The following is a 21,945-nucleotide window of genomic DNA, read 5'->3' as shown; positions in this document are numbered from 1 at the left end:
TTGAATTCACCCAGACAGGTCGGCCAGTTGCGTATTCCTTCTTTCCTCAGATCGTCTGTTCGGTCCCTCTGGTTCGTGTGCTGGATGACCCTGATCGGTACGGCGGGCCATGCCGCCGCGGATAATCATCGCCTGGTCCTTTCCAGCCAACTGGTGGTCGACCAGCAGGATCTGGCCATCAGCGAGGACGACTGGCATTGGTTGCGGCAGAAGCGTGAATTGACGCTGGGCGTGGCCGCCGATGGCACCGCGCCCCTGGAAATCACCCAGCGCAATGGCAACTACGAAGGTATCGCGGCCGATACCGCCGCCCTGGTCAGCCAGTGGCTCGGCATGCAGATCAGGCTACGGCAGTATCCTGACCGTCCAGCGTTGCTGCGTGCCCTGACCGCCGGGGAAATCGATCTTCTTGTCGGCAATGGGCGGGACGGCAGGGGCGCGAAGGTGATCCGCAGCCAGGCGTTCGCCACCGACCGACTGGCCCTGTTCCGCCGCTATGACGACCATCGCGTCCTGCCGCAGGACCTCGACGGCCTGCGCGTCGCCCTTGTGCCCGGCCACGTCCAGGCGCTCGGCGAGCGATATCCCGGTGCGCAACAGGTGGTCGCCGTGTCCGTGGACGACGCCATGGCGAAAGTGGCTTTCGGCCAGGCCGATCTGCTGCTCGGCGAGCTGTTGCCGGTGTATTACCAGCTCAATCGCAGCTTCTACGGCCTGGTGAAATTCGAGCGCTTCATCGACCAGCCCGATGTCGGCATCGCCTTCATCATGCGCGCAGATGACCAGCGCCTGCTGCGGGGCATCGATGCCGCCTTGCGTGCAGTGGGACCCTCGCAGCTGGAAGAGGTTTCGCGGCGCTGGGTGGGCAGCGGCATGACGCCTGTCAGCGAGCGGCTGCCGCTGTCGGCGGAGGAACAACGCTGGGTGGACAGCCACCCGCTGGTGCGCCTGGTCATCGACGACGATATGGCGCCGCTGGCGTTCTTCGATGATGACGGGCAGTTCCGCGGCATTGTCGCCGACCTGCTGGAAACTGCGTCCCTGCGGACCGGCCTGCGCTTCGAGGCAGTCAGTCGGGCCGGTGGCTTCGCCAGACAGATCGACAGTGTTCTCAGGGGCGAGGCGGACCTCGCCATCCTCACCGCGAGCAAGGAGCGAGAGGCGCAGCTGCGTTTCACCCGCCCCATCTCCAGGGTGCCCTTCGCGCTGGTGGCTCGCGCAGGTCAGGACGTCACAGCCGCGGCGCTGTCGGGGAGCGGGGCGGGACAGCGCCTGGCAATGGGCAAGGGCAATGTGGCCCGTGCCGAGATCAAGGCAGCCTACCCGGAGCTTGAACTGGCGGAAGCCGGGTCCTACCTGGATTCGATGAACCTGGTTGCGGCCGGACGCGCCGACAGCGCGCTGGTGCCCGTCACCATAGCGCGCTACTACATCACGCGGCTGTTCGATGGGCGCCTGGTCATCAGGGGGCTGGTCGGGATCGAACCGGTCACTGCCAACTTCGCAGTTCGCCGCGCCGACACCGAGCTCCACTCCATCCTCGACAAGACGCTGGCCAGCCTCGGGCCGGACCAGCTCAACGCCATCTCAAACCGCTGGCGGGGCAGTCCGGGGATGAGCCCGCAGACCTGGCGCGACTACGGCGCCCTGATCCAGCGCATCGTCATCGGTGCCGGACTGTTGCTGCTGCTGGTACTGGCCTGGGTTTTCCACCAGCGCCGCGAGGTGCGTCGTCGCCGAGCCGCGGAACGCCAGTTGAACGACGAGCTGCGTTTCATCGAGACCCTGATCGACAGCATGCCGCCCCCGCTCTACGTCCGGGATGCGGACGGTCGCCTGCTGTCCTGCAATCGCAGTTACCTGTCCGCCATGGGCCTGTCGCTGGATACCGTGCGCGGCCGGATGGCTTCGGAGCTGCCCCCGGAGATCTTCGAGTCGGCGCCGGAGTTCCAGCAGCTCTATCGCCAGGCCATGACGGAAGGGCAGATGCTGCAGGGCGTGCGCACTGTTCAGATTGGCGGGCAGACCCTGTGGATCGACCACTGGGTCCAGCCTTTCCAGGATTCCACCGGCACCGTGAAAGGCGTGATCTGTGGCTGGCTCGACATTACCGGACATCGCCAGTTGGTGGAGGAGCTGGAGACCGCGAAAAACCTGGCCGATGAAGCGAGCCGCGCCAAGACCACCTTCCTCGCGACCATGAGTCACGAGATCCGCACGCCGATGAATGCGGTGATCGGCATCCTCGAACTGGCGCTCAAGCGCGCCGGGGACCAGCCCATCGACCGCTCCAGCATCGAAGTTGCCTACGGTTCGGCGCGCAGCCTGCTGGTACTGATCGGCGACATCCTCGATATCGCCCGGATCGAGTCTGGTCGGCTCAGTCTGGCGCCCCACAGAGCCAACTTGCGCGAGCTGGTGGAATCGGTAGCACGGGTGTTCGACGGCCTGGCGCGGCAGAAGGGCCTGAGCCTGGTGTTGGATATCGACTCCAGTATTCAGGGCGATGTGCTGGTGGACAGCATGCGCTTCAAGCAGATCCTCTCGAACCTGGTCAGCAACGCCATCAAGTTCACTCGCCAGGGCTGTGTTCGGTTGCGGATCGAGGGCGACGAGTCCGAGGCGGGACTGCTGCGGGTGGGGCTCTGTGTCGAAGACACCGGTATCGGCATTTCAGCGCAAGACCAGGACCGCCTGTTCCGGCCGTTCGTGCAGGTCGAGCGAGGATATCACCAGACGGAAGGGGCGGGGCTGGGGCTGATCATCTGCCGCTCCCTCTGCGACATGATGGGTGGCCGTCTGGTGCTCACCAGCGCGCCCGGCCAGGGAACGCGCGTGGATGTGGAGTTGAGGCTGCACCGCCTCGACCCGGTGGATGTGCCGGACGCCGGCGGGGTTGCGGTGACGCGGGAACGGCGAAGGCTGCAGGTGCTGGTGGTGGACGATCATCCGGTGAACCGGCAGATCCTCGCCCAGCAGCTCGGCTTTCTCGGGCACGACGTGGTCGAGGCGGAGAATGGCGTGGATGCCCTGGTGTCCTGGCGTGCTGGGCACTTCGACGTCGTCGCCACCGATTGCCACATGCCACGCATGAGCGGCGCCGACCTCGCACGTGCCATCCGTGAAGGCGAGCGCGATGCTCAGAGGGCGCCAACACTGATTCTCGGCTTGACCGCCGATGCCCAGCGGGAGGAGGTCGAACGCAGCATCCAGGCGGGAATGGACGATTGCCTGATCAAACCCATCGGGCTCGATCTGCTGGAGGAAAAACTGCGTGCCGCAAAGGGCGGAGAACCGGCGGTCAATGTCGCCGCGAGCTCACCGGCGCCGCACGGTGCAGACGTGCCGGGGTTGTTCGACCTTGCGCCTCTGGCGCCGTTGACGGGGGACGATCCCGGCTTGATCCAGAACCTGCTGAATGAGCTGCTGGAGACCAATCGCCGGGATTTGCGGCCCCTGGTCGAACTCGCTGAGCAGGGCGATGCACATGGTCTGTCCGAGCTTGCCCACCGGCTCAAGGGCGCGGCGCGGGTCATTCGGGCCGAACCATTGATCGCTGCCTGTGTGAACCTCGAGCAGGCGTGCAAGACGCCTGCGCCGGAACTATCGGACCTGCGCGCGACCGCAGGCGCGCTACGCCTGGCGCTGCTGGAACTGGAAGAGGCGCTGCTGGCGCAGATGGCTTCCGGCAATCAGTGAATGCCCGGCGTGCCCTTGCGAGCCAGCAGGGAAAGGAAACTGTCACGGTCCTGCGGGCGGGCGAAGAGGTAACCCTGGGCCACCTGGCAGCCGAGGGCGAGCAACTGGTCACGCTGCTCGGCGGTTTCCACACCTTCCACCACCAGCGTCATGTCCATCGATTTGGTCAGGGCGACGGCGCTGCTGATGATCGCGCTGCTGCGCGGCTGGATCATCAGCTTGCGCACGAAGCTGGCGTCCAGCTTGACCTGACTGAAGGGCAACTCGCAGAGGCGGTCCAGCGACGAGTAGCCAGCGCCGAAGTCGTCCATGGCCAGGCCGCAGCCCAGCAGGCGCAGTCTTACCAGGGCTTCCAGGCTTGTCGCGGGAGCTTCCAGTAATCCCGTCTCGGTGAGCTCGAAGGTCAGGCCCTCGCCGGGCAGGCCTGCGACCGCCAGGGCCTTGCCGATACGTCCGGCCAGGCTCTGGTCGCTCAGCTGCCGGGGCTGGAGGTTGAATGCCAGGTTCACGCGTCGTCCGGTGCAGGCGAGGTCCTGCTGCAATGCGAGGCCTTGGGCGAAGAGCTGCCAGAACAGTCGGTCGATCAGGTCGTTGGCTTCCATGGTCGGCAGGAACTGCGACGGCGAAAGTACACCGTGCTGTGGATGGCGCCAGCGGGCCAGGACCTCGGCACCCTGCAATGTCTCGCTGCCAAGGTGGAACTTGGGCTGGAACCAGGCTTCGAACTCTCCCTGATCCAGGCCACGGAGAATGTCGTCCAACGAGGGGTAGTCCGGCGACTGCCCTGGTACAGGTACCGTGGCGGGTTCGGGCGTGTGGCGCGCAATCAGCGCTGCAGCGCGCTCCATGTCGAACGGCTTGCCCAGGTCGCCGAGAAATTGCAGGCCGAGGCTGCGGGTCATGGAGACGATGGCCTGGCGCAAATCCGGGGCTGCCTCACTGCTGAGGATTACCGAGCGGACCACACCCGCTTCGCTGGCATGACGTAGGAAGGCCGCGCCGTCCATGCCGGCCATGCGCAAGTCGCACAGCACGATGTCCACGCCGCTACACGCATCCAGCCGGGCCAGCGCTTCGGCGCCGTCTGCCGCTTCATGGATGCATTGGAGCCCCAACTGGCGCAGGGCGGTGACCGCGATCAGGCGCTGGAAAGGCTCGTCTTCCAGAACCAGAATGCTTGGGTTCTTCATACCGGGGCTCGACAGGAATTGGGATAGCCGCCAAGTTACAGAGGGACGCGCTGCTCCAGCTAGGCGACGCTTCCTGTAGGTTTGTAGGAATTTTCATCGGTAGCGAGCTCGCTGCCACAGTCGGGGACAGCGTCGAGGGCGTCTCCCCTAAATCGAGGTTGCAATGAGAAGTGCCCTGATCGTCGACGACCATCCGGTCATTCGCATGGCCGTCCGCATGTTGCTGGAGCGCAACGGGATGGAGGTCGTAGGCGAGGCTGACAACGGTGTCGACGCCTTGCAGTTGATCCGCCAGCACGAGCCGGACATCGTCGTACTGGACATCGGCATCCCGCGGTTGGACGGTCTCAACGTGATTGCCCGCATTCGGGCCCTTGGCCTCGACAGCCACGTCCTGGTACTGACCTCGCAACCTGCGGAAGGCTTCGCCCAGCGGTGTTTCCAGGCCGGTGCCAAGGGCTTCGTCAGCAAGGAAGAAGACCTACAGAACCTGCTAACCGCCATCAATGCCATCAGTGCAGGCTTCACCGTTTTTCCGGCCAGCACCTTGAATGTCGGCTCCATGTCTGCACTTAGTGAGGTGGAGCTGGTCGAGCGCCTTTCCAATCAGGAATTGATGGTGCTCCAGTATCTGGCGACGGGGCTTTCGAACAAGGAAATCGGCGAGCGGATGCTGCTCAGCAACAAGACGGTGAGCACCTACAAGACCCGCATACAGCAGAAGTTGAACCTCGGCTCGCTGCTGGAATTGATCGAATTCGCCCGGCGCAACGACCTTTCCACGCGACAGGATGGCTAGGTTGGCCAGCATTGAGACGGGGGTGTCCCTCAGCGCGCGCAAGTGAGGCGATAGCGTTCATAGTTGCTGGCGTTGTCCTTCGGTGGCAGCGAGTAGCTTGAGCTGCATTGCTCGGTGCCCCACTTGATGATCAGCGTGCCGTGGTCCTCGTCGACCAACGCCAGTGCCTTGCCGCTCGGGTCTGAAATGGCCAGTTGCTTGCCGTCGATGTCTTCGAGCGAAGCACCGAACGGAATGGACTTTTCTTCGCGGTCGAACAGTTCGAACTGGACTCGCCGCCCCCTCTTGCCGGAGAAGCGCGCGAGCGTGATTGCCCCACGTCGCGGGACCACCTGTTGCGTGGCGTTGTCGATTTCGATGTCGCCGCCGAGGTTTCGAGTGTCCAGGGTGATCCAGTTGACCCGGTACGGCTGGGTATTGGGGATAACCGCGTAACCGTTGTAGCCGGTCCTCACACCGGAGTGGTTACTGACGCCGACACCAGCGATGTCGGGTACCTCAACCAGTGCGAAGGTTTCGCCAACCGGTTGGCCAAGGTTGATGCCGCCAGCATGGGCGATCACGGAGCCTGACGCGTTGAAGCTCTCGGCGGAATAGCCGCTTCCCTTGCTATAGCCTAGGGTCAGGTCGGCGATGGCCGTGCGGCTATTGAGGCTGGCGGAGCCGGAGTTTCCACCACCGCTGCTGTTGCCACCCTGAATCGAGTAAGAGTGCTCGCCCGCTTCGTCCAGGTAGCCGTTCACCCCCATCTGGGTACTGTCGCCATGCTTCTGGTGATTGGAAGTGATATAGGCCCTGGGTGTCCGGGGCCCGGATCCAAGCGGAAAGGACACAGAAAGGTTGAGCTGGGTGTCATCATTTGATGGGCGGAAGCCGCCGACATCCTTGGTCTTGGTGACGCTGAAGCTGTAGCTGACATCCCTCCAGCCATTGGAGTAGCCGGCGGACAGGCTGCGTGAACCGCCACGGTCCCAATAGCGTTCGTCACTCGCATTGATGTAGAGGTTGCCGTACTTGCGTTCGCCCAGCGTCTGGTTGACCGTCAGGTCGGTACGAATCTTTGAGCGGCCGGTTCTGTATTGAGCACCTTCGCTCAACTCCCGCACGTGATCGGAAAGAGTCCGATAGCCTTCTGTCGAGTAGCGGTAGGCCGCCAGGGTGAAGCTCGTATCCGTGCCGGTAAAGGTCTTTGCATACAGGGCCCGCAAGCTGTTGCCTTTTGCCGAGAGCCCCTTCACCTGACTCGAAGAGTGGGTGATATCGACGGAAACCGCTCCTATCGCCGTGTTTTTTCCTGCGCCGAGCGAGATGGCGTTGAAATCCTTGGTTGCCTGCGCCCCTGCAATGGCGGTGAGGTTGGTGCTCAAGCCGTAGGCCAGGGTCCCGCTGACGAATTTCGGCTTTTCAAGCCCATCGCTGTTGCTGTCGAATTGGCCCGCTGACGCGCTGTACTTCACCTGTCCTTCGCGCACCATGATCGGCAGGCTGGAAAATGCCTGGTTGCTGACACGACGGCGACCGTCGGCCTCAATGATGGTGATCTCGAGGTCGCCGTTCGAACCGGTCGGGTAGATGTCGGTGATCTCGAAGGGGCCGGGCGATACGGTCGTCGAGTACAGGATGTAGTCGTTCTGGCGGATTTCCACTGTGGCGTTGGTTTCCGCGATGCCGCGGATGACCGGTGCATAGCCCCGCTCGCTGTCCGCCTTCATGCCCTCGTCGGATGCCAGCTTGACCCCTCGATAGCGCACGCTGTCGAACAGGTCGGCGTCGGAGTAAATCTCGCCGATGCTCAACTGGCCGCGCAGCGAGGTCGCATCGCGCTGTAGGAAGGTTCGGTTACTGGTGAACTTGCTGGGACGACCGGTTCCGCTCTGAAAGTTGGACTCATTGCGCAGGCGCCACGCACCGAGGTTAATGCCATTGCGCAGCCCCAGGTTGTTCGAAGTCTGACGGCTGTAGTTATCGCGATTCCGGTAGGTGTTTAGTTGGTAGTTGATGAATGCAGCCGTGACGCCGGTGTCCCACAGCGCCGGGTCGACATAGCCGCGCATCCCACGCACCAGGGCCACTTGGGGGATGCTGGCGTGGAGACGCAGACGGGTCGAGTCATAGCGCAGCGTGGCCTGGTCGATGAGCGTGGGCAGGTCATAGCAGGTCTCCGGGGCTTCCGGGTTGAGCTTGCCTTGTGCGATCAGCTTGAGCATGTCGATGCCCAGCAGGTGCAGCAGGTCATAGGTCAGGCATGCGTCGACATTGCCCGTATCCGGGTTACGCACGAACTCGACGTCCCGACGTCCCGCTATCACCAGGTTGCTGTAGAGGTCTACCCGGTAGTTGCCCGGCAGGGTGCTGTTGTCGTTCAGCAAAAGCTGCAGGTCGACCGGGGATTGGACACCTCGCAGGAACGTGGTGTTGAACGATTCGATCTGAGTGTCATCTGCCGGGAGAATCACAGGCTCCATTCCGAGCGCCACGGACGGGAGCGCCAAAGTGATCGCCAGGGCGAGTTTGCTGCGGTAGATGATGGGCAGAGGCAGACATTCGGCAGCACTCGTCTGCCCTGACAATCCGAAGGAGTGACTGGGTCTTTTGCTCATGTCTCAGGACCTGCAGAAACCTGGCCCACCCCGCCCAACCGGACGTGCGCAGTTGTGGAGTAAGCGAGGGGGAAGCGTGTGAGTGGCAGTTCGCGACGTGGTCAGCCGTCGTGTGCAGCGCGCTTGGCCATGGCGGCAGCGGCGTTTCCGGCTGTCAGATTCGCGGTGAAGGGAACCTGGGCCCCATAGTCATTGATGCTGGAGAAACTCAGCACCAGACCACCTGAAGGCAATGCCTGGGCGATAGGAAACTCTTTCTCTTCGCCAGGTCCGACCATCGTGGAGTCGCTGGCAACGATTTTCTTGCCGCCGCCATTCAGTCGCACATCGGCCATGGATACGTAGTACGGGCTCGGGTTCTTAACCCGGAGCAGTGCATTGCCATTCCTTGGTTCGAGCGTCCACCGGAGTTTTTCGGGCGCGCGCTGGGCTTCCGCGGCAAGCGCGCTTGGACGGAAAAACACCTTGATTCGCTGGCGCACTGCCAGTTGAAGGATGTTTTCTCCTTCGATGGCCTGTGGAATTTCCTGGACGTTCAGCCATACCACTGATTCGCGATCATCTGGTAATCCACGGCCTTCGTAGAGAATTCGGAGCAACTGCTGCTCGTTGGCGGGAATACGCGCCAGCGGAGGGGTAACGGCGAACGGGGGATTGTCGTCCGCTGCGTCGCCACTATCGAGCCATGACTGGATCAGGACTTTCTCGCCGGTATTGCGAACGGTGACGCCGGCTTCCTTGTCGGCACTATTGAAGATGATGCGGGTGGAGCTGAGCGAGATCCCGGCATGGACCTGCGCGGCCAACAGGATGCCGAGTGCCGCCAAGGATGCGGAAAGGGTGCGACGGAGCATTGGCTTTACCACTTGAACCGATAACGAGGTGGCGAGGCCATTCGGCCCCGCCAGGCTATGGAACCTGAAGTTCTACTTACTCGTACTCAAGGGTGAACGGCAGGGTCGCGTTACCATTACCCGCAGTGGCGGTCTTCGGATCCCCAGTGGTCACGTAGGCGGCGGCGAAGGTCAGGGTGCCATCGTTGTTGTTCAGGTCGCTTGCGATCTTGGCGGTAGCCGGGGCGCTCAGGTCGACGACCGCGCCGCTGCTGTCCAGGATGGCGATACCGACGTTCTTGGCGGAATCCAGGCCAGGGTTCAGGGCCAGGACTTTCTTGCCGACGACGATGCCGGAGCCGGACTTGGCGTCGAACAGCATGGAAACCTTGGTGCCGGCATTGCAATTGACCTTCAGATTGAAGTCGCTGGCCACGGCGCGGCCACCGATCGGTGCGGTGTCGGTGCCCATGTCCTTGATGGAGACTGAGCCCAGGTCAACGCTGATGGCCTTTTCCTTGCCGACGGCATTGTCAATGGAGCAAGCGTCGTTGTTGATGACACCGGTGAAGTTGATCTGGCCGGAGCCGGCTTTGACCGGATCAGCAGCAGCTGCCGAGCCAGCGGCTGCGAGCATGGACATGGTCAGGAAAGCGAGGGAAATTTTTTTCATCGATAACTCCATAAAAGTGTTGGCAATCGGGGTGCATGGAAATGCCCGAGCAAGATAAGCCGCGATCAATTTCTGGTATATCGGATGGGGTTATTGGCTGCGTAAGGAATGGCCGATGAAAGCAGTAGTCGATTTCTATTGGTTTTTTCTAGTTATGCGCGTTGCGGTGAGGATGTGAGTATGGATATGTACAGGTTGATTGAAATCAAGGTTTCATGAATTTCGGTCTTTGTTGAATGTGTCAGGATATTTCGCCTTATATATCCATTTCAGAACCTTGTGTAGTGGCGGAATGGCTCACCTGATCGCGCGCGTCGCGAGACGGCGCATGGGGTTGGCCGTCTCGCCATTGCTGTTTCTATCTCTGGGTGAGTTCTCAGTCCATCAGGACGAAGTGTCGGGGCCTATCCTCCCGCTCCACGCGACTTAATCCTTGAGTCAGTTGAACGTCACGACCACCACTTTCCCTTTAACGGATGTGTCCGCACTCACTACGTCGAAGGCATGGATCGACGACGTATCGGCGATTCCCGCGCACATATTCCCCGGGGCTGGAATTACACCTGCATGGAGAGGGCTGATCCCATTTGTACGGCCAGAATGTACAAACCAGTCAGATGTAAGAAGTGAGCATGGGCCTCTCTCGATAATTCCCACAAAGTTAATAACTCCATGAATTTTTCCTTCATCTCCTGCGAAAGAAATGGCAGGGGCTGCAGAAAGCGCGAAAGCAATAGCAAACATGACTCGTTTCATAATCTTTCCTCCGTGAGACTATGCATAGTAAAGATCAGAAATTTCTTACTTGCTAGATCTATGAGGTCCCATTTACTTGTAGGAACTGATGACCCTTCCTGCGCAAGTTCTCACCAATTCCTTCGTCCAATTGGGATGTGTGAGCTGATTCTCGAAAACTTCTGGATCGGAATATTCCTACAGGCTATTTCCTAGGAAATAGCGCCATAGTCTTCAGATTTGGCTGTACGCCGCCTGGACGAAGAAGGGGACTGGATGGCGTGGGGAAGCGCAGTCCAGGTTCCGCTGTGAAGGGGCGAGCGCCCCCTGGCGGGAAAAAAAAAAGCCCCCGTCAGGGCCGACATCCCGACGAGGGCGAGGGTGGTCCTTGAGGGGACCTCAGTGTGAGCGTTCGGACCAGGCCTTGAGCAGGCTCGAAGCCAGTCCATAGAGCGTCAGGAGGATGGCGAAGCCGAGGCAGACTGACATGACTGTTCCCCCGGCCCCGGGAGGCCGCCGCAGCTGCCTCGCGGAGCTCCCTGAAAGTGTTACTCGTTGACTTGGCGCAGCTTGGTGGCCGGGGTGTCTCCGAGGTTGTTGAGTACGCGTTCGCTGTACCAGTCGAGGAAGTTGATCACGCCGAACTCGTAGGTCTTCGAGTACGGGCCCGGCTGATAGGCGGTGGAGTTGATGCCGCGCTGGTTCTCTTCGGCCAGGCGACGGTCCTGATCGTTGGTCGCATCCCAGACTTCACGCAGTCGGGCAACGTCGTAGTCCACGCCCTCAACCGCGTCCTTGTGTACCAGCCATTTGGTGGTGACCATGGTTTCCTGGGCGCTGATGGGCCACACGGTGAATACGATCAGGTGATCGCCCATGCAGTGGTTCCAGGAGTGCGGCAGGTGAAGGATGCGCATGGAGCCCAGGTCCGGGTTCTTGATGCGGCCCATGAGTTTCTTCGAGCCCTGCTTGCCGTCCATGGTCATGGAGACGGTGCCGTCGAGCAGGGGCATGCGCACGATGCGGTTGCGCAGGCCGAAGCTGGCGTGGGCGTAGGGGATCTTTTCCTCGTCCCAGGCCTTGGTGCAGGCAGCGACCTGATCCTTGAACGCCTGGCTGGCGCGCGGGTCGGTGACGTCGTCCCATTCCAGCAAGGTCTTCAGCAGTTCCGGGTGCGAACCATTGCAGTGGTAGCACTCGCGGTTGTTCTCGAGCACCAGCTTCCAGTTGGCTTTTTCCATCAAGGTGGTCTGTACCGCCACCTTGGTGTTCTCCATGTCGTAAGGCTCCATGTAATGGGCCAGGGTCGAGAGGAAGTCATCGATGGCCGGTGGATTCTCGGCCAGCGAAATGAAGATGTAGCCGCCAGCGGTCTTCACGTTGACCGGCTTGAGGCCGTATTCCTTCATGTCGAAGTCGGCGCCCATCTCGGTGCCGGCGAACAGCAGGCGGCCGTCCAGCTCATAGGTCCACTGGTGGTAGGGGCAGACCAGCTTGGCAACCTTGCCCTTGTCGCTGACGCACAGGCGCGAGCCACGGTGGCGGCAGACGTTATGGAAGGCATGCACCTGGCCTTCGGCGCCACGGATGACAATGATCGGGTTGTCGCCGATCTGCAGGGTCAGGTAATTGCCCTTGGCGGGGATCTCGCAGGTCATGCCGGCGATCAGCCACTCCTTGTGGAAGATCTCCTGCATGTCGATCTGGAACAGTCGCTCGTCGTTATAGAACGGCTGCGGCAGGGAGAAGCTGTGGTCGCGTTCGCGGAGCATGTCGGCCGTGGCCTTGCGTGCGGGTTCAAGCGGATCGCCCAAGCTCAGGGTGGAAGTGACGTCCATCGGTAACTCCTCAATGGCTGGTCGCGTTCGCGACCGCCGCAATAGTGGCTGGTTCGGTTGTCACGCAAGGCGGCGTGACCTGCCCTCGTTTCTCGCCTGCCGATTGGCTGCCCTGCTGCGGGTGCGAGGGTGGTTCGCTCAAATGCCTTATGGTTCGGCTGGAGCTGAGTGTGCTGGCGCGCAGAGGTACGACCTTATCCACGGGCGACATGGGAACATCCGTTTCCGACGCGCAAGCCCCGGTGGTTGCTGGCAGGTCGCGATGAGCATGTGAATGTCGCGGACAGGTAAATGGGCCGTTTTTGCGTTATTCACAATCCGCCACATTAGGCCGATATCCGGCCACGCGCGGAGCAGCGTCCATGACCAACAATTTCCTCAATCCCATCACGACCCAGACCTGGACCAACGGCCGGCACATGGTTCGCTGCGTCAAGGCGATCCAGGAAACATGGGACGTGCGCACCTTCTGTTTCATGGCTGACCAGCCGATGGTGTTCTTCTTCAAGCCGGGGCAGTTCGTGACCCTGGAGCTGGAGATCGACGGCCAGCCGATCATGCGCTCTTACACCATCTCCAGCTCGCCCTCGGTGCCCTACAGCTTCTCCCTGACCATCAAGCGCGTGCCGGGCGGCAAGGTTTCCAACTGGCTGCACGACAACCTGAAAGAAGGTGATGTGATACCCGTGCACGGCCCGGTGGGCCTGTTCAACGCCATCGACTTCCCGTCGGAGAAGGTGCTGTTCCTTTCCGGCGGTGTCGGCATCACCCCGGTGATGTCCATGGCGCGCTGGTTCTTCGATACCAACGGCGCGGTGGACATGATCTTCGTCCACAGCGCGCGCACGCCGAAGGACATCATTTACCACCGCGAGCTGCGCCACATGGCCTCGCGCATCAGCAACTTCAAGCTGCACCTGATCTGCGAGAAGTATGAGATCGGCGAGACCTGGTCAGGGTATCGCGGCTACCTGAGCCGCGCGATGCTCGACCTGATCGCCGGTGATTTCATGGAGCGCGAGATTTTCTGCTGCGGTCCGACGCCTTACATGGCGGCGATCAAGCGCCTGCTGGAAGCGGCCGGCTTCGACATGAAGCGCTATCACGAAGAAGCCTTCGGCCCGACCCCGCCGGAGATCCGTGCGGAAGTTAATGAGCATGCCGCCGAGGCGGCCGAGGCCGCGGCGGAATTACCCGCCGGCGATATGAACCTGGTGGAGTTCACCGGCACCGGCAAGAGCATTCGCGTCGCTCCCGGCGAGACCGTGCATTCGGCCGCCGCCAAAGTCGGGCTGCATATTCCCAAGGCCTGCGGCATGGGCATCTGCGGTACCTGCAAAGTGATGAAGACCGCCGGCGAAGTGGACATGGAGCACAATGGCGGCATCACCGACGAAGACGTGGCCGAGGGCTACATCCTCTCCTGCTGCAGCATTCCCAAGGGCGACGTGGCCATCGACTACTGATGGTTTTCTGAGCAACTCCTGCCAGCCCGCGCTCGTCGCGGGCTGGCGCCATCTGTCCACAGCTTGTGGGCGCAGCGATGCACAGTTGCTGTGCGCAACTCGCTGAATTCGCTGGAAAAATAACCAAATCTCGGCAACTCCCGCAGGCCGCGGCCAGGCGCCAGGGACGAACAGCTTGTCCACAGGCTGGTCCACTGTTCGTGGGGTTAACCCCGGCTATGCTTGTCAGGTTGTTTTCCCGCCGGCGCATTGCCTGTGCCGGTACATTGCGGCCTGCCAGAGGAGCCTTTGCGTTGAAACTCTTCTATTCCCCCGGAGCCTGTTCGCTCGCTGTGCATATCCTCCTGCGGGAGATCGGCAAACCCTTCGCCCTGGAAAAGGTTGACCTGGGTGCCCACAAGACCGCCGCCGGCGATGACTACTACCGCAGCAACCCTAAGGGCTATGTGCCCTTGCTTGAGCTGGACAACGGCCAGACGCTGACCGAAGTGCCGGTGATCTGCCAGTACCTGTGCGATCAGGCCGGCCGCACCGATCTGATGCCGGCTGCTGGCTCGCTGCTGCGCTACCGCGTCATGGAATGGCAGGCGTTCATCAACAGCGAGGTGCACAAGTCGTTTGGTGCACTGTTCAACCCGGCGCTGGACGACAAAGCGAAGGCGACCTACGCCGGGATGGCGCACCGGCGCCTGCAGTGGGTGTCGGAGCAGCTGCGTGGCCGGCAGTTCCTCACCGGTGACGACTTCACGGCAGCGGATGCCTACCTCTTCACCGTGGCGAACTGGGCGGGCTTCCTGAGAATGGACATCTCCGACTGCCCCGAGCTCCTGGAATTCCAGGGTCGCGTGGCGAGTCGTCCGGCTGTGCAGGAGGCGCTGAAAGCGGAGGGGTTGGTCTGAGTGGCACCGTCATTGTGTGGGCGAATTCAGTGGCTCTGACTGCATGACGGTTTGCAAGCAGCTGCATTGCCCGTAGGCGCTGGCTTGCCAGCGAATGGCCCCGTTTTGCTGGCAAGCCAGCTCCTACAAGGCTCTTGGCCCGGTGGTAATTCTCTCGCTACAAGCTAACGCAGACATAGTGAATTCATTCGTCAAGGGCAGCGCAGCTGCCCCCTGATATTTCAAAGGGCAGGCATTGCCATTGAATTCGCCCCCACAAAGAAATGCGCATCCACCTGCTGGTTCAATCCTCCTCCTGCACCGCCTTGTAGGTTCCTGCCAGTTTCTGCTGCACATCCTGCGGGGCGGGGCTGTAGTGGCTGAGAACCATGCTGAAGGCGCCGTGGCCCTGGGTGATGGCCTTGAGGCGCCCGGCGTAGCCGTCCAGTTCAGCCAGGGGCACCTGGCCGAAGACCAGCGCCAGTCCCTGGGACAGGGACTCGGTCCCGGTCACCTGGCCGCGGCGGCCGATCAGGTCAGTGGTGATATCACCCAGATTTGCCTCCGGCGCCGTCACTTCGACGGTGACTACGGGCTCCAGCACCACTTCGCCGCCCGCGCGCAGGGCGGCGAGCATGGCCTTGCGCCCGGCGGCCTGGAAGGCGATGTCCTTGGAGTCCACCGGGTGGTGCTTGCCGTCATGGACTGTGACTTTGACATCCTGTACCGGAAGCCCGGCCAGCGGCCCGCAGGCCAATACCGAGCGGACGCCCTTTTCCACTGAGGGGATGAACTGGGAAGGGATCACGCCGCCCTTTACTTCATCGATGAAGGTAAAGCCACTGCCCCGGGGTAATGGCTCGACGCGCAGGAACACCTCGCCGAACTGGCCCGCACCGCCGGTCTGCTTCTTGTGCCGGCTGTGGCCCTCGGCAGGGCGCGTAATAGCTTCTCGATAGGGGACCTTGGGTGGACGGGTCTCCACCTCCACCTTGTACGAACCGGTTATGCGGTCCAGCAGGTAGCGCAGGTGCAGTTCGCCCATGCCGCGCAACACGGTCTCCTGGGTGGAGGCCTGGTAGTCGAGTTTCACGCAGGGGTCTTCGGCTTGCAGGCGGTTCAGCACTTCGGCAATGCGCTGCTCGTCGCCACGGCGCTTGGCCTCGATGGCAAGGCCCTGCATGGGTGCTGGGAAATCCAGGGGCTTGAGGTGAATCTGGTCCTCGTCGTGGGAGTCGTGCAGCACCGAGTCGAACTCCACGTCGTCCACCTTGGTCAGGGCGCCGAAGTCGCCCGGTATCAGCCGGGTCACTTCCTCATGGCGCTTGCCTTGCAAGCGCAGCAAATGGCCGAGCTTGAAGGGTTTTCGGCCGTCGCCGACGAACAGCTGCATGTCCCGCACCAGGGTGCCTTGGTGCACCCGGAAGATACCGAGCTTGCCCACGAAAGGGTCGATTACCACCTTGAATACGTGGGCCAGCACGTGTTGCTGCGGGTCAGGCCGGGAGCGGAAGGCCTTGGCGTCCGCTCCCTCGCCCTTGAGAAAGAGCGGTGGGTTTCCCTCGGTGGGGTTGGGCGCCAGGCGCGCGAGGATATCCAGCAGCTCGGCCACGCCGGCGCCCGTGCGTGCGGAGGTGAAGCACAGGGGGATCAGGTGCCCTTCACGCAGCGCCCGCTCGAAGGGCTCGTGCAGTTCCTCCGGGGCGATCTCGCCCTGTTCCAGGTAGCGGGCCATCAGGTCCTCGTCGACTTCCACCACCTGGTCCACAAGCGCCTGGTGTGCGTCGGTCACAGAAGAGAAGTCAGCTTCGCCGGCAGGCGTGAAGAAGCAATCCACCACGCGGCTAGCGCTATCGGCCGGCAGGTTGAGCGGCAGCACTTCCTTGCCAAAGACCTCGCGCAGATTGGCCAGCAGGGCCGGCAGGTCCACCCGCTCGGCGTCGATCTTGTTCACCACCAGCATTCGGCACAGCCCGCGCTCGGCCGCCATGGTCATCATGCGGCGGGTGGTGAGCTCGATGCCGTTCTGCGCATTGACCACGACCAGCGCGGTTTCTACCGCGGCCAGGGCGGCGATGGACTGGCCGATGAAGTCCGGGTAGCCAGGGGTGTCGATCAGGTTCAGCTCGGCGTCGGCGTGGCTGCAGTGGGCCAGGGCCGAGGCGAGCGAATGGCGGTACTCGCGCTCCAGCGGGTCGAAGTCGCACACCGTGTCGCCGCGCTCCAGAGTGCCGACGTTGGGGATGGCGCCACTGCGGTGCAGCAAGGCTTCCGTCAGGCTGGTCTTGCCGCTGTCGCCGTGGCCGACCAGGGCGATCGTTCGAATGGATTCCACCGAGTAGTTCGCCATGAGTGCCTCCGCGCGCTGGGGTGTTTCCAGTATAGGCAGGTGCGCCATGGCTGCTCCGGATGCTCGGGTTTTGCCGCAACGTATTGATCTTGATCGAAAAATGTACGAGATCCGCTAAGCCGCGCCGTTTCTGGCGCCGCAAGGGCTCTGTACAGCTTATGCACAGAAGACTCCACTGGCTTTGTGAGTAAAAACGCGGTTTTCCACTGTTAGAGATGACTTTCAGGCCGCCCCATGGGAAGAAACTCCGGTCGAGCGACAACTGATCGATGCTCTGTACAGCCCGTGTTTGCTGCTTCCAGTTGATTTACAAACGGCTTTTCCACAGGGATATGCACGGATTGTGTGCGCAAGTTTTTGGCGGGCGGGTCCTTTAGTGCATCAAATTGGCAGGGCGCCAGGAGTGACGGGGCCTGAGCTATACAGCGGCATCAACAACATTTCCACAGGACTATCCACAGCGGCTGGGGGTAATCGTCGTGGCGCGGGCTGCTGGTCATTAAGTGATCAAGTTGCTGTGCCTCAGGTGGGACGAGGTCTACAGGCTGTTTTCCACAGCTTGTGTACCTTTCGCTACACAGATTTTGTGTGGAAGAGGTGGCAAGTTGTTGAAATAGATCAGGAAATATCCAGAAGGCAGAAGGCCGCGGCGGACGTGGGCTGCAGCTGTGGGTCTACAGATTGTCCACAGGTTGGTCCACGGAAAGCGGGGGTAAGGCAGCGAAATGAGGGCGGAAACACGTAGGGACGATTTCACTCGCCAAGCAGACCCGAGGTCTGCCCGGCCGTGCTAAACAGGGCAGCTGCGCTACTCCTGGCCAATGAATTCGCCCCTACAGTGCTCGGTCACGCTGGGCTCAAACCGCCATCGCCGCCCGGATATCCGCCGCCAGCTCGCGCACGCGGTCCATTTCGGTATCCCAGGAGCACATGAAGCGGGCACCGCCAGCGCCAATGAAGGTGTAGAAGCGCCAGCCCCTGGCGCGCAGGTACTCCAGCGCCGGTTCGGACATCTGCAGAAACACGCCGTTGGCTTCCACCGGGAACATCAGGCTGACGCCGGGTACGTCGCTCACCAGTTCCGCCAGCAGTTGTGCACAGGCATTGGCATGCCTGCCGTAGTGCAGCCAGGCGTCGTCCTGCAGCAGGCCCACCCAGGGCGCGGCGAGGAAGCGCATCTTCGAGGCCAGTTGGCCGGCCTGCTTGCAGCGGTAGTCGAAGTCCTCGGCCAGGTCGTGGTTGAAGAAAAGAATGGCTTCGCCTACCGCCATGCCGTTCTTGGTGCCGCCGAAGCAGAGCACATCCACCCCGGCCTTCCAGGTCAGGTCGGCCGGCGAGCAGCCGAGAAAGGCGCAGGCATTGGAGAAGCGCGCACCGTCCATGTGCAGGTTCAGGCCCAGCTCCTTGCACACCTGGCTGATGGCGCGGACTTCCTCGGGGCGGTAGACGGTACCCACTTCGGTGGCCTGGGTGAGGGTGACCACGCGGGGTTTGGGGTAATGGATATCCTGGCGTTTCAGCGCGATCTCGCGGATTGCCTCGGGGGTCAACTTGCCGTCGGTGGTCTTGGCCAGCAGCAGCTTTGAGCCGTTGGAGAAGAACTCCGGCGCGCCGCATTCGTCGGTTTCGACGTGGGCGGTCTCGGAGCAGATTACGCTGTGGTAGCTCTGGCACAGAGAGGCCAGGGCCAGGGAGTTGGCGGCGGTGCCATTGAAGGCGAAGAAGACTTCGCAGTCGATCTCGAACAACTGGCGGAAATGGTCGGAGGCGCGGGCCGTCCACTGGTCCTCGCCATAGGCGCGCTCATGGCCGTGGTTGGCCTCGGCCATCGCGGCCCAGGCCTCCGGGCAGATACCGGAGTAGTTGTCGCTGGCGAATTGCTGGGTCTGGTCGGTCATGTCCTGGTCCTTCTGTCCGTTCGCCTGCAGGCACAGGCGTATGGAGGCTAACTTTACGCCAGGTTGGACGCGCGGGATTCGCTCGAGGCGACATCCTTTTCTGCCATCGGCGCCTGGTCAGGAGCCGGGAACTCAACCCTCTCAAGGCACCTCAGAACCCAAGAGCGCGCTTAAAGGCGACGCCCCACCCAGGAAGGAGAACCGCCATGCGTTACGCAACCCTGATCGCCCTGTTCGTTCCCGCCCTGATAGGCTTGCCGGTCGTTGCCGCCGAGTGGCCCAGCGGTGAGCGCGACCACTTTATCCAGGAGTGCAAGACCAGCGCCCAGGCCAGCATCGCGCAGGACAAGCTGCAGCGGTACTGCAGTTGTGCGGCTGACCAGGTCAGCAGCGAGTTCAGCAGCGCCGAGCTGGAAACGTTGAAGGATCAGAAGACCCCGCTGCCTGAGCAGACCCACCAGCGCCTGCTGAAGGTTTCCCAGGCTTGCCTGAGCCAGCTGAACGGCTGATCGAAATTTGATCGGTCGGTGGCGGGCCAGGCAACACGCGGGCTGTGTGGCCGATCCCACAGTTTGTCCACAGGACCGTCCACGCTTTATGGGGATAGACCTCAGTCGGCCGGTTGCCAGGCGGCGGCACGCTCGCGGATATCGGCGGGGAAGGTACGCGCCCGGCGCGCCAGGGTATCCAGGTGAACGCCCACCAGGGTGGTGACGGCGGCGATTTCGCCGGTTTCGTCGTTGCGCATCTCATGACGGAAGCGGATCGACTTGTCCTTCATCTCCAGCACCTGGGAGTGGATGGATACCACATCGCCTGCGTGCAATTCGCGGCGGTATTCGATCTGCTGTTCCACCGCCGCCATGCCGGCGTTCTCCTCGCGCAGGCGCGACGGTGCCAGGCCCAGCAGGGTGAAGAGCTGCCAGGTGGCCTCGTCGAACTTGCCGACGTACCACATCACGTTCATGTGGCCCATGTGGTCGCAGTGCCAGGGATAGACCGCGCCGCGATAGGTGAGGGTGTCGCTCATGTCAGGCTGCCTCGTTCTGCTTGGAATGACTGAAATCCGCCAGGACCTGGGGGAACTGGTTGATCACGATGGAGAGATGGCCTTCCTGTGGATAAAGACGCAGGTTCGCGTGGGGCAGCCGCGCCTGCAGGTGGCGACCCATCGCCGCCGGTACGTGGCGGTCGAGGCCGCTTTGGTAGAGGTGCACGGCCGCCCGGATGTCTTCCAGCGCGAAGGGGCGGGGCGAGGCAATCAGCGCGGCTTCCGTGCAGGCGCCGCGGATTCCCTGGCGATAGGCTTCGGCGAGAAACGCCGCGAAATCCCCTGCGGCCTCTGGGGCGGCTGCCAGCAATAGGCGGTCCGGTTCGGCCAGCAGACCGGCCAACGCCTTTACCGCCCGTTCCGGGTTATGCCTGAACAGCAGGCTGTCCAGCGCCAGGAGCGGACTGGCCAGCCTGGGGTGGACGCGGGCCAGGCCGAACATCAGCTTGAGTGCCGGCAACTGCGTCGTGCGCAGTTCGGGGATGTCCATTGGCCCCATGCCGGCCAGCAGCCCGACGTAGTCAAGGCGTTGACCCAATCGATGTGCGCAGGCCAGCGCATAGGGGCCGCCACAGGACACCCCGAGCACGCCGAAGCGACGGTGGCCGAGGGTATCGGCCATGAAGGCCACGTCTTCGGCCCAGCCGAGGATGCTGCGGCCGGCCTGGTAGTCGGACCAGCCGAAACCGGGCCGATCCGGCGCTACCAGGCAGACGTCGGCCGCCAGGGCTTGTTCATGGTGCAGCGCGGCTTGCAGGCGGCTGCCGGGAAAACCGTGGAAGTAGTAGAGCGGGCGGCCTTCGCTGGCGCCGTAGAGTTGGTAGGCCAGGGTGCGGCCGTCTGGCAGCCGCAAGCGCCGGGGCCGGGCATCGGGTCGTGTCATGGGGAACTCGGTTCAGCGTTGGTTGCGGGAATGGGCCCCGGCGAGCAGCCGGTCGGTGGCGACGATGGCGCGGCTGTGCAGGCCCTCACCAATCAGGCCGCCCTCGTCGAAGGCTTCGACCTTGAACAGGTAGAGCTTGCCTTCCTGACCGAGGAAGGTGGCGCGGGCCGATACGCGGACGCCCACCGGGGTGGCGCCGAGATGGCGGATATCCACACCGACGCCCACCGAAAGCTGGCCGTCCTGCAAGAGGGGACGCATGCAGCGCGATGCCGCCAGCTCCATCAGGGCGATCATGCGCGAGGTGGCGAACACCTCGGGGAAATCGTCGTCTGGGGAAAGAGGCAGGGCCTTGGCGGTGTCGCTGGGCAGGACGATGAAATCAGCCTCTGCCTGGGTGCCGGGATTCATGGGGCGGGTCTCCGTTGCTCTTGTGACTTGAACGTTAGCCTGGGTTTCGGGCTGCTCATAATTTGAACGGAAACTTTTATACCAGCAGCCAAAGCCGGGGTTGGCGCGGGTTACAAAATTTAAGCGTGTGTTTAATTTCCTGGCGTGTGTGTACGTTTTTTGATCAGTCGCCGGGAAGGCTTGACCCGCCGCCGTCCGGGAGCTGCGCCCACACCTTATCCACAGCCCATTGCACAGTTTCTGGGGGCATTCGCTTCGCCAAGCATCTGAAATGGCTCAAGAAATGATCACTTGGCTGCAAGTGGCGTGGCGCAAGGGCCCTGGCGGTGGCTCTACAGCTTATCCACAGCATGATCCCCGGATTCTGTGGGCGAGGGCGGTGGGCAGGTGCATTTTCGGGTCGGATACGGACAGATTTTCCAGGGGCCGGATCGGGAGAATTGTCTGCGGGGGTAGAGCTGGCCTGCGGCCTGCTCGGCGAATGAATTGGCTATGTCTGCATTGCGTGTTGCAGGCAGCTGCATTGCCCGTAGGGGCTCTTGGCCAGAGGGTAAATCTCTCGCAACAGCTAACGCAGGCATAGCGAATGAATTCGCCCCCACAAGATCTCTCCCACAAGTCGAGGAACCGGCATGGCCATT

General features: G+C 62.3%; 16 protein-coding genes. 5 read left to right on the top strand and 11 right to left on the bottom strand.

All coding sequences use genetic code 11. The annotated features are described in order from the left end of the window. Window positions 1-84 precede the first annotated feature (84 nt). Window positions 85-3,699, top strand: a complete 3,615-nt coding sequence (locus AAHM40_RS22460; RefSeq protein ID WP_342246644.1) for a transporter substrate-binding domain-containing protein — start codon at window positions 85-87, stop codon at window positions 3,697-3,699. Here the strand turns inward: AAHM40_RS22460 and AAHM40_RS22455 are convergent. Beyond that, window positions 3,693-4,889 carry an EAL domain-containing response regulator gene (locus tag AAHM40_RS22455; protein ID WP_342246643.1) on the bottom strand — a complete coding sequence of 399 codons (1,197 nt, stop codon included), beginning with the start codon at window positions 4,887-4,889 and terminating at the stop codon, window positions 3,693-3,695. The genes AAHM40_RS22460 and AAHM40_RS22455 overlap by 7 nt on opposite strands. A gap of 163 nt (window positions 4,890-5,052) precedes the next feature. On the opposite strand from AAHM40_RS22455, the gene AAHM40_RS22450 reads away from it, so the two are divergent. After that, a complete protein-coding gene (locus tag AAHM40_RS22450; protein WP_342246642.1) occupies window positions 5,053-5,688 on the top strand; it encodes a response regulator transcription factor in 636 nt (211 codons plus the stop codon). A gap of 29 nt (window positions 5,689-5,717) precedes the next feature. Here the strand turns inward: AAHM40_RS22450 and AAHM40_RS22445 are convergent, their stop codons facing one another. The 5 genes from AAHM40_RS22445 to gbcA form a co-directional block, all read right to left on the bottom strand. Continuing rightward, a complete protein-coding gene (locus tag AAHM40_RS22445) occupies window positions 5,718-8,153 on the bottom strand; it encodes a fimbria/pilus outer membrane usher protein (protein WP_342246661.1) in 2,436 nt (811 codons plus the stop codon). A gap of 236 nt (window positions 8,154-8,389) precedes the next feature. Next, window positions 8,390-9,142 carry a fimbrial biogenesis chaperone gene (locus tag AAHM40_RS22440; RefSeq protein ID WP_342246641.1) on the bottom strand — a complete coding sequence of 251 codons (753 nt, stop codon included), beginning with the start codon at window positions 9,140-9,142 and terminating at the stop codon, window positions 8,390-8,392. Between the two features lie 76 nt (window positions 9,143-9,218). Further along, window positions 9,219-9,794: a fimbrial protein gene (locus AAHM40_RS22435; protein WP_342246640.1), complete on the bottom strand. Its 576-nt coding sequence runs from the start codon at window positions 9,792-9,794 to the stop codon at window positions 9,219-9,221. A gap of 438 nt (window positions 9,795-10,232) precedes the next feature. Next, window positions 10,233-10,550 carry a hypothetical protein gene (locus tag AAHM40_RS22430; RefSeq protein ID WP_342246639.1) on the bottom strand — a complete coding sequence of 106 codons (318 nt, stop codon included), beginning with the start codon at window positions 10,548-10,550 and terminating at the stop codon, window positions 10,233-10,235. 527 nt (window positions 10,551-11,077) lie between these two features. After that, window positions 11,078-12,367 carry a glycine-betaine demethylase subunit GbcA gene (gene gbcA / locus AAHM40_RS22425; protein ID WP_342246638.1) on the bottom strand — a complete coding sequence of 430 codons (1,290 nt, stop codon included), beginning with the start codon at window positions 12,365-12,367 and terminating at the stop codon, window positions 11,078-11,080. Window positions 12,368-12,729: 362 nt separating this feature from the next. Between gbcA and gbcB the strand changes: the two genes are divergently transcribed. Together gbcB and gstA are read left to right on the top strand one after the other, a co-directional pair. Then, window positions 12,730-13,833, top strand: a complete 1,104-nt coding sequence (gbcB, locus tag AAHM40_RS22420; protein WP_342246637.1) for a glycine-betaine demethylase subunit GbcB — start codon at window positions 12,730-12,732, stop codon at window positions 13,831-13,833. Between the two features lie 293 nt (window positions 13,834-14,126). Next, a complete protein-coding gene (gene gstA / locus AAHM40_RS22415) occupies window positions 14,127-14,732 on the top strand; it encodes a glutathione transferase GstA (protein ID WP_342246636.1) in 606 nt (201 codons plus the stop codon). Window positions 14,733-15,015: 283 nt separating this feature from the next. Here gstA and fusA read toward each other — a convergent pair whose 3' ends face one another. Together fusA and AAHM40_RS22405 are read right to left on the bottom strand one after the other, a co-directional pair. Then, a complete protein-coding gene (gene fusA / locus AAHM40_RS22410) occupies window positions 15,016-17,109 on the bottom strand; it encodes an elongation factor G (RefSeq protein ID WP_342246635.1) in 2,094 nt (697 codons plus the stop codon). A gap of 809 nt (window positions 17,110-17,918) precedes the next feature. Further along, window positions 17,919-18,959, bottom strand: coding sequence for a threonine aldolase family protein (locus AAHM40_RS22405; protein WP_342246634.1), 1,041 nt, complete (start codon window positions 18,957-18,959; stop codon window positions 17,919-17,921). Between the two features lie 206 nt (window positions 18,960-19,165). Here AAHM40_RS22405 and AAHM40_RS22400 point away from each other — a divergent pair, with 206 nt between their 5' ends. After that, the gene (locus AAHM40_RS22400; protein ID WP_342246633.1) at window positions 19,166-19,468 is read left to right on the top strand and encodes a hypothetical protein; all 303 of its coding nucleotides are present in this window, start codon (window positions 19,166-19,168) and stop codon (window positions 19,466-19,468) included. 101 nt (window positions 19,469-19,569) lie between these two features. Here AAHM40_RS22400 and AAHM40_RS22395 read toward each other — a convergent pair whose 3' ends face one another. From AAHM40_RS22395 to AAHM40_RS22385, 3 genes are read right to left on the bottom strand one after another with little or no spacing between them, the layout of a single operon-like run. Next, complete coding sequence (locus AAHM40_RS22395) at window positions 19,570-19,989, bottom strand: acyl-CoA thioesterase (protein ID WP_342246632.1); 420 nt, start codon at window positions 19,987-19,989, stop codon at window positions 19,570-19,572. Window position 19,990: 1 nt separating this feature from the next. Then, on the bottom strand, window positions 19,991-20,893 hold the full coding sequence (locus AAHM40_RS22390) for an alpha/beta fold hydrolase (RefSeq protein WP_342246631.1): 903 nt from the start codon (window positions 20,891-20,893) through the stop codon (window positions 19,991-19,993). A gap of 12 nt (window positions 20,894-20,905) precedes the next feature. Further along, entirely contained in the window at window positions 20,906-21,304 is a 399-nt protein-coding gene (locus AAHM40_RS22385; RefSeq protein WP_342246630.1) for a thioesterase family protein, read from the bottom strand. Window positions 21,305-21,945: the final 641 nt, after the last annotated feature.

Source organism: Pseudomonas sp. OTU5201 (assembly GCF_038440135.1).
GTDB lineage: Bacteria > Pseudomonadota > Gammaproteobacteria > Pseudomonadales > Pseudomonadaceae > Metapseudomonas > Metapseudomonas resinovorans.
Note: the sequence above shows the minus strand (reverse complement) of the source record. Positions and strands in the feature narration are given on the sequence as shown.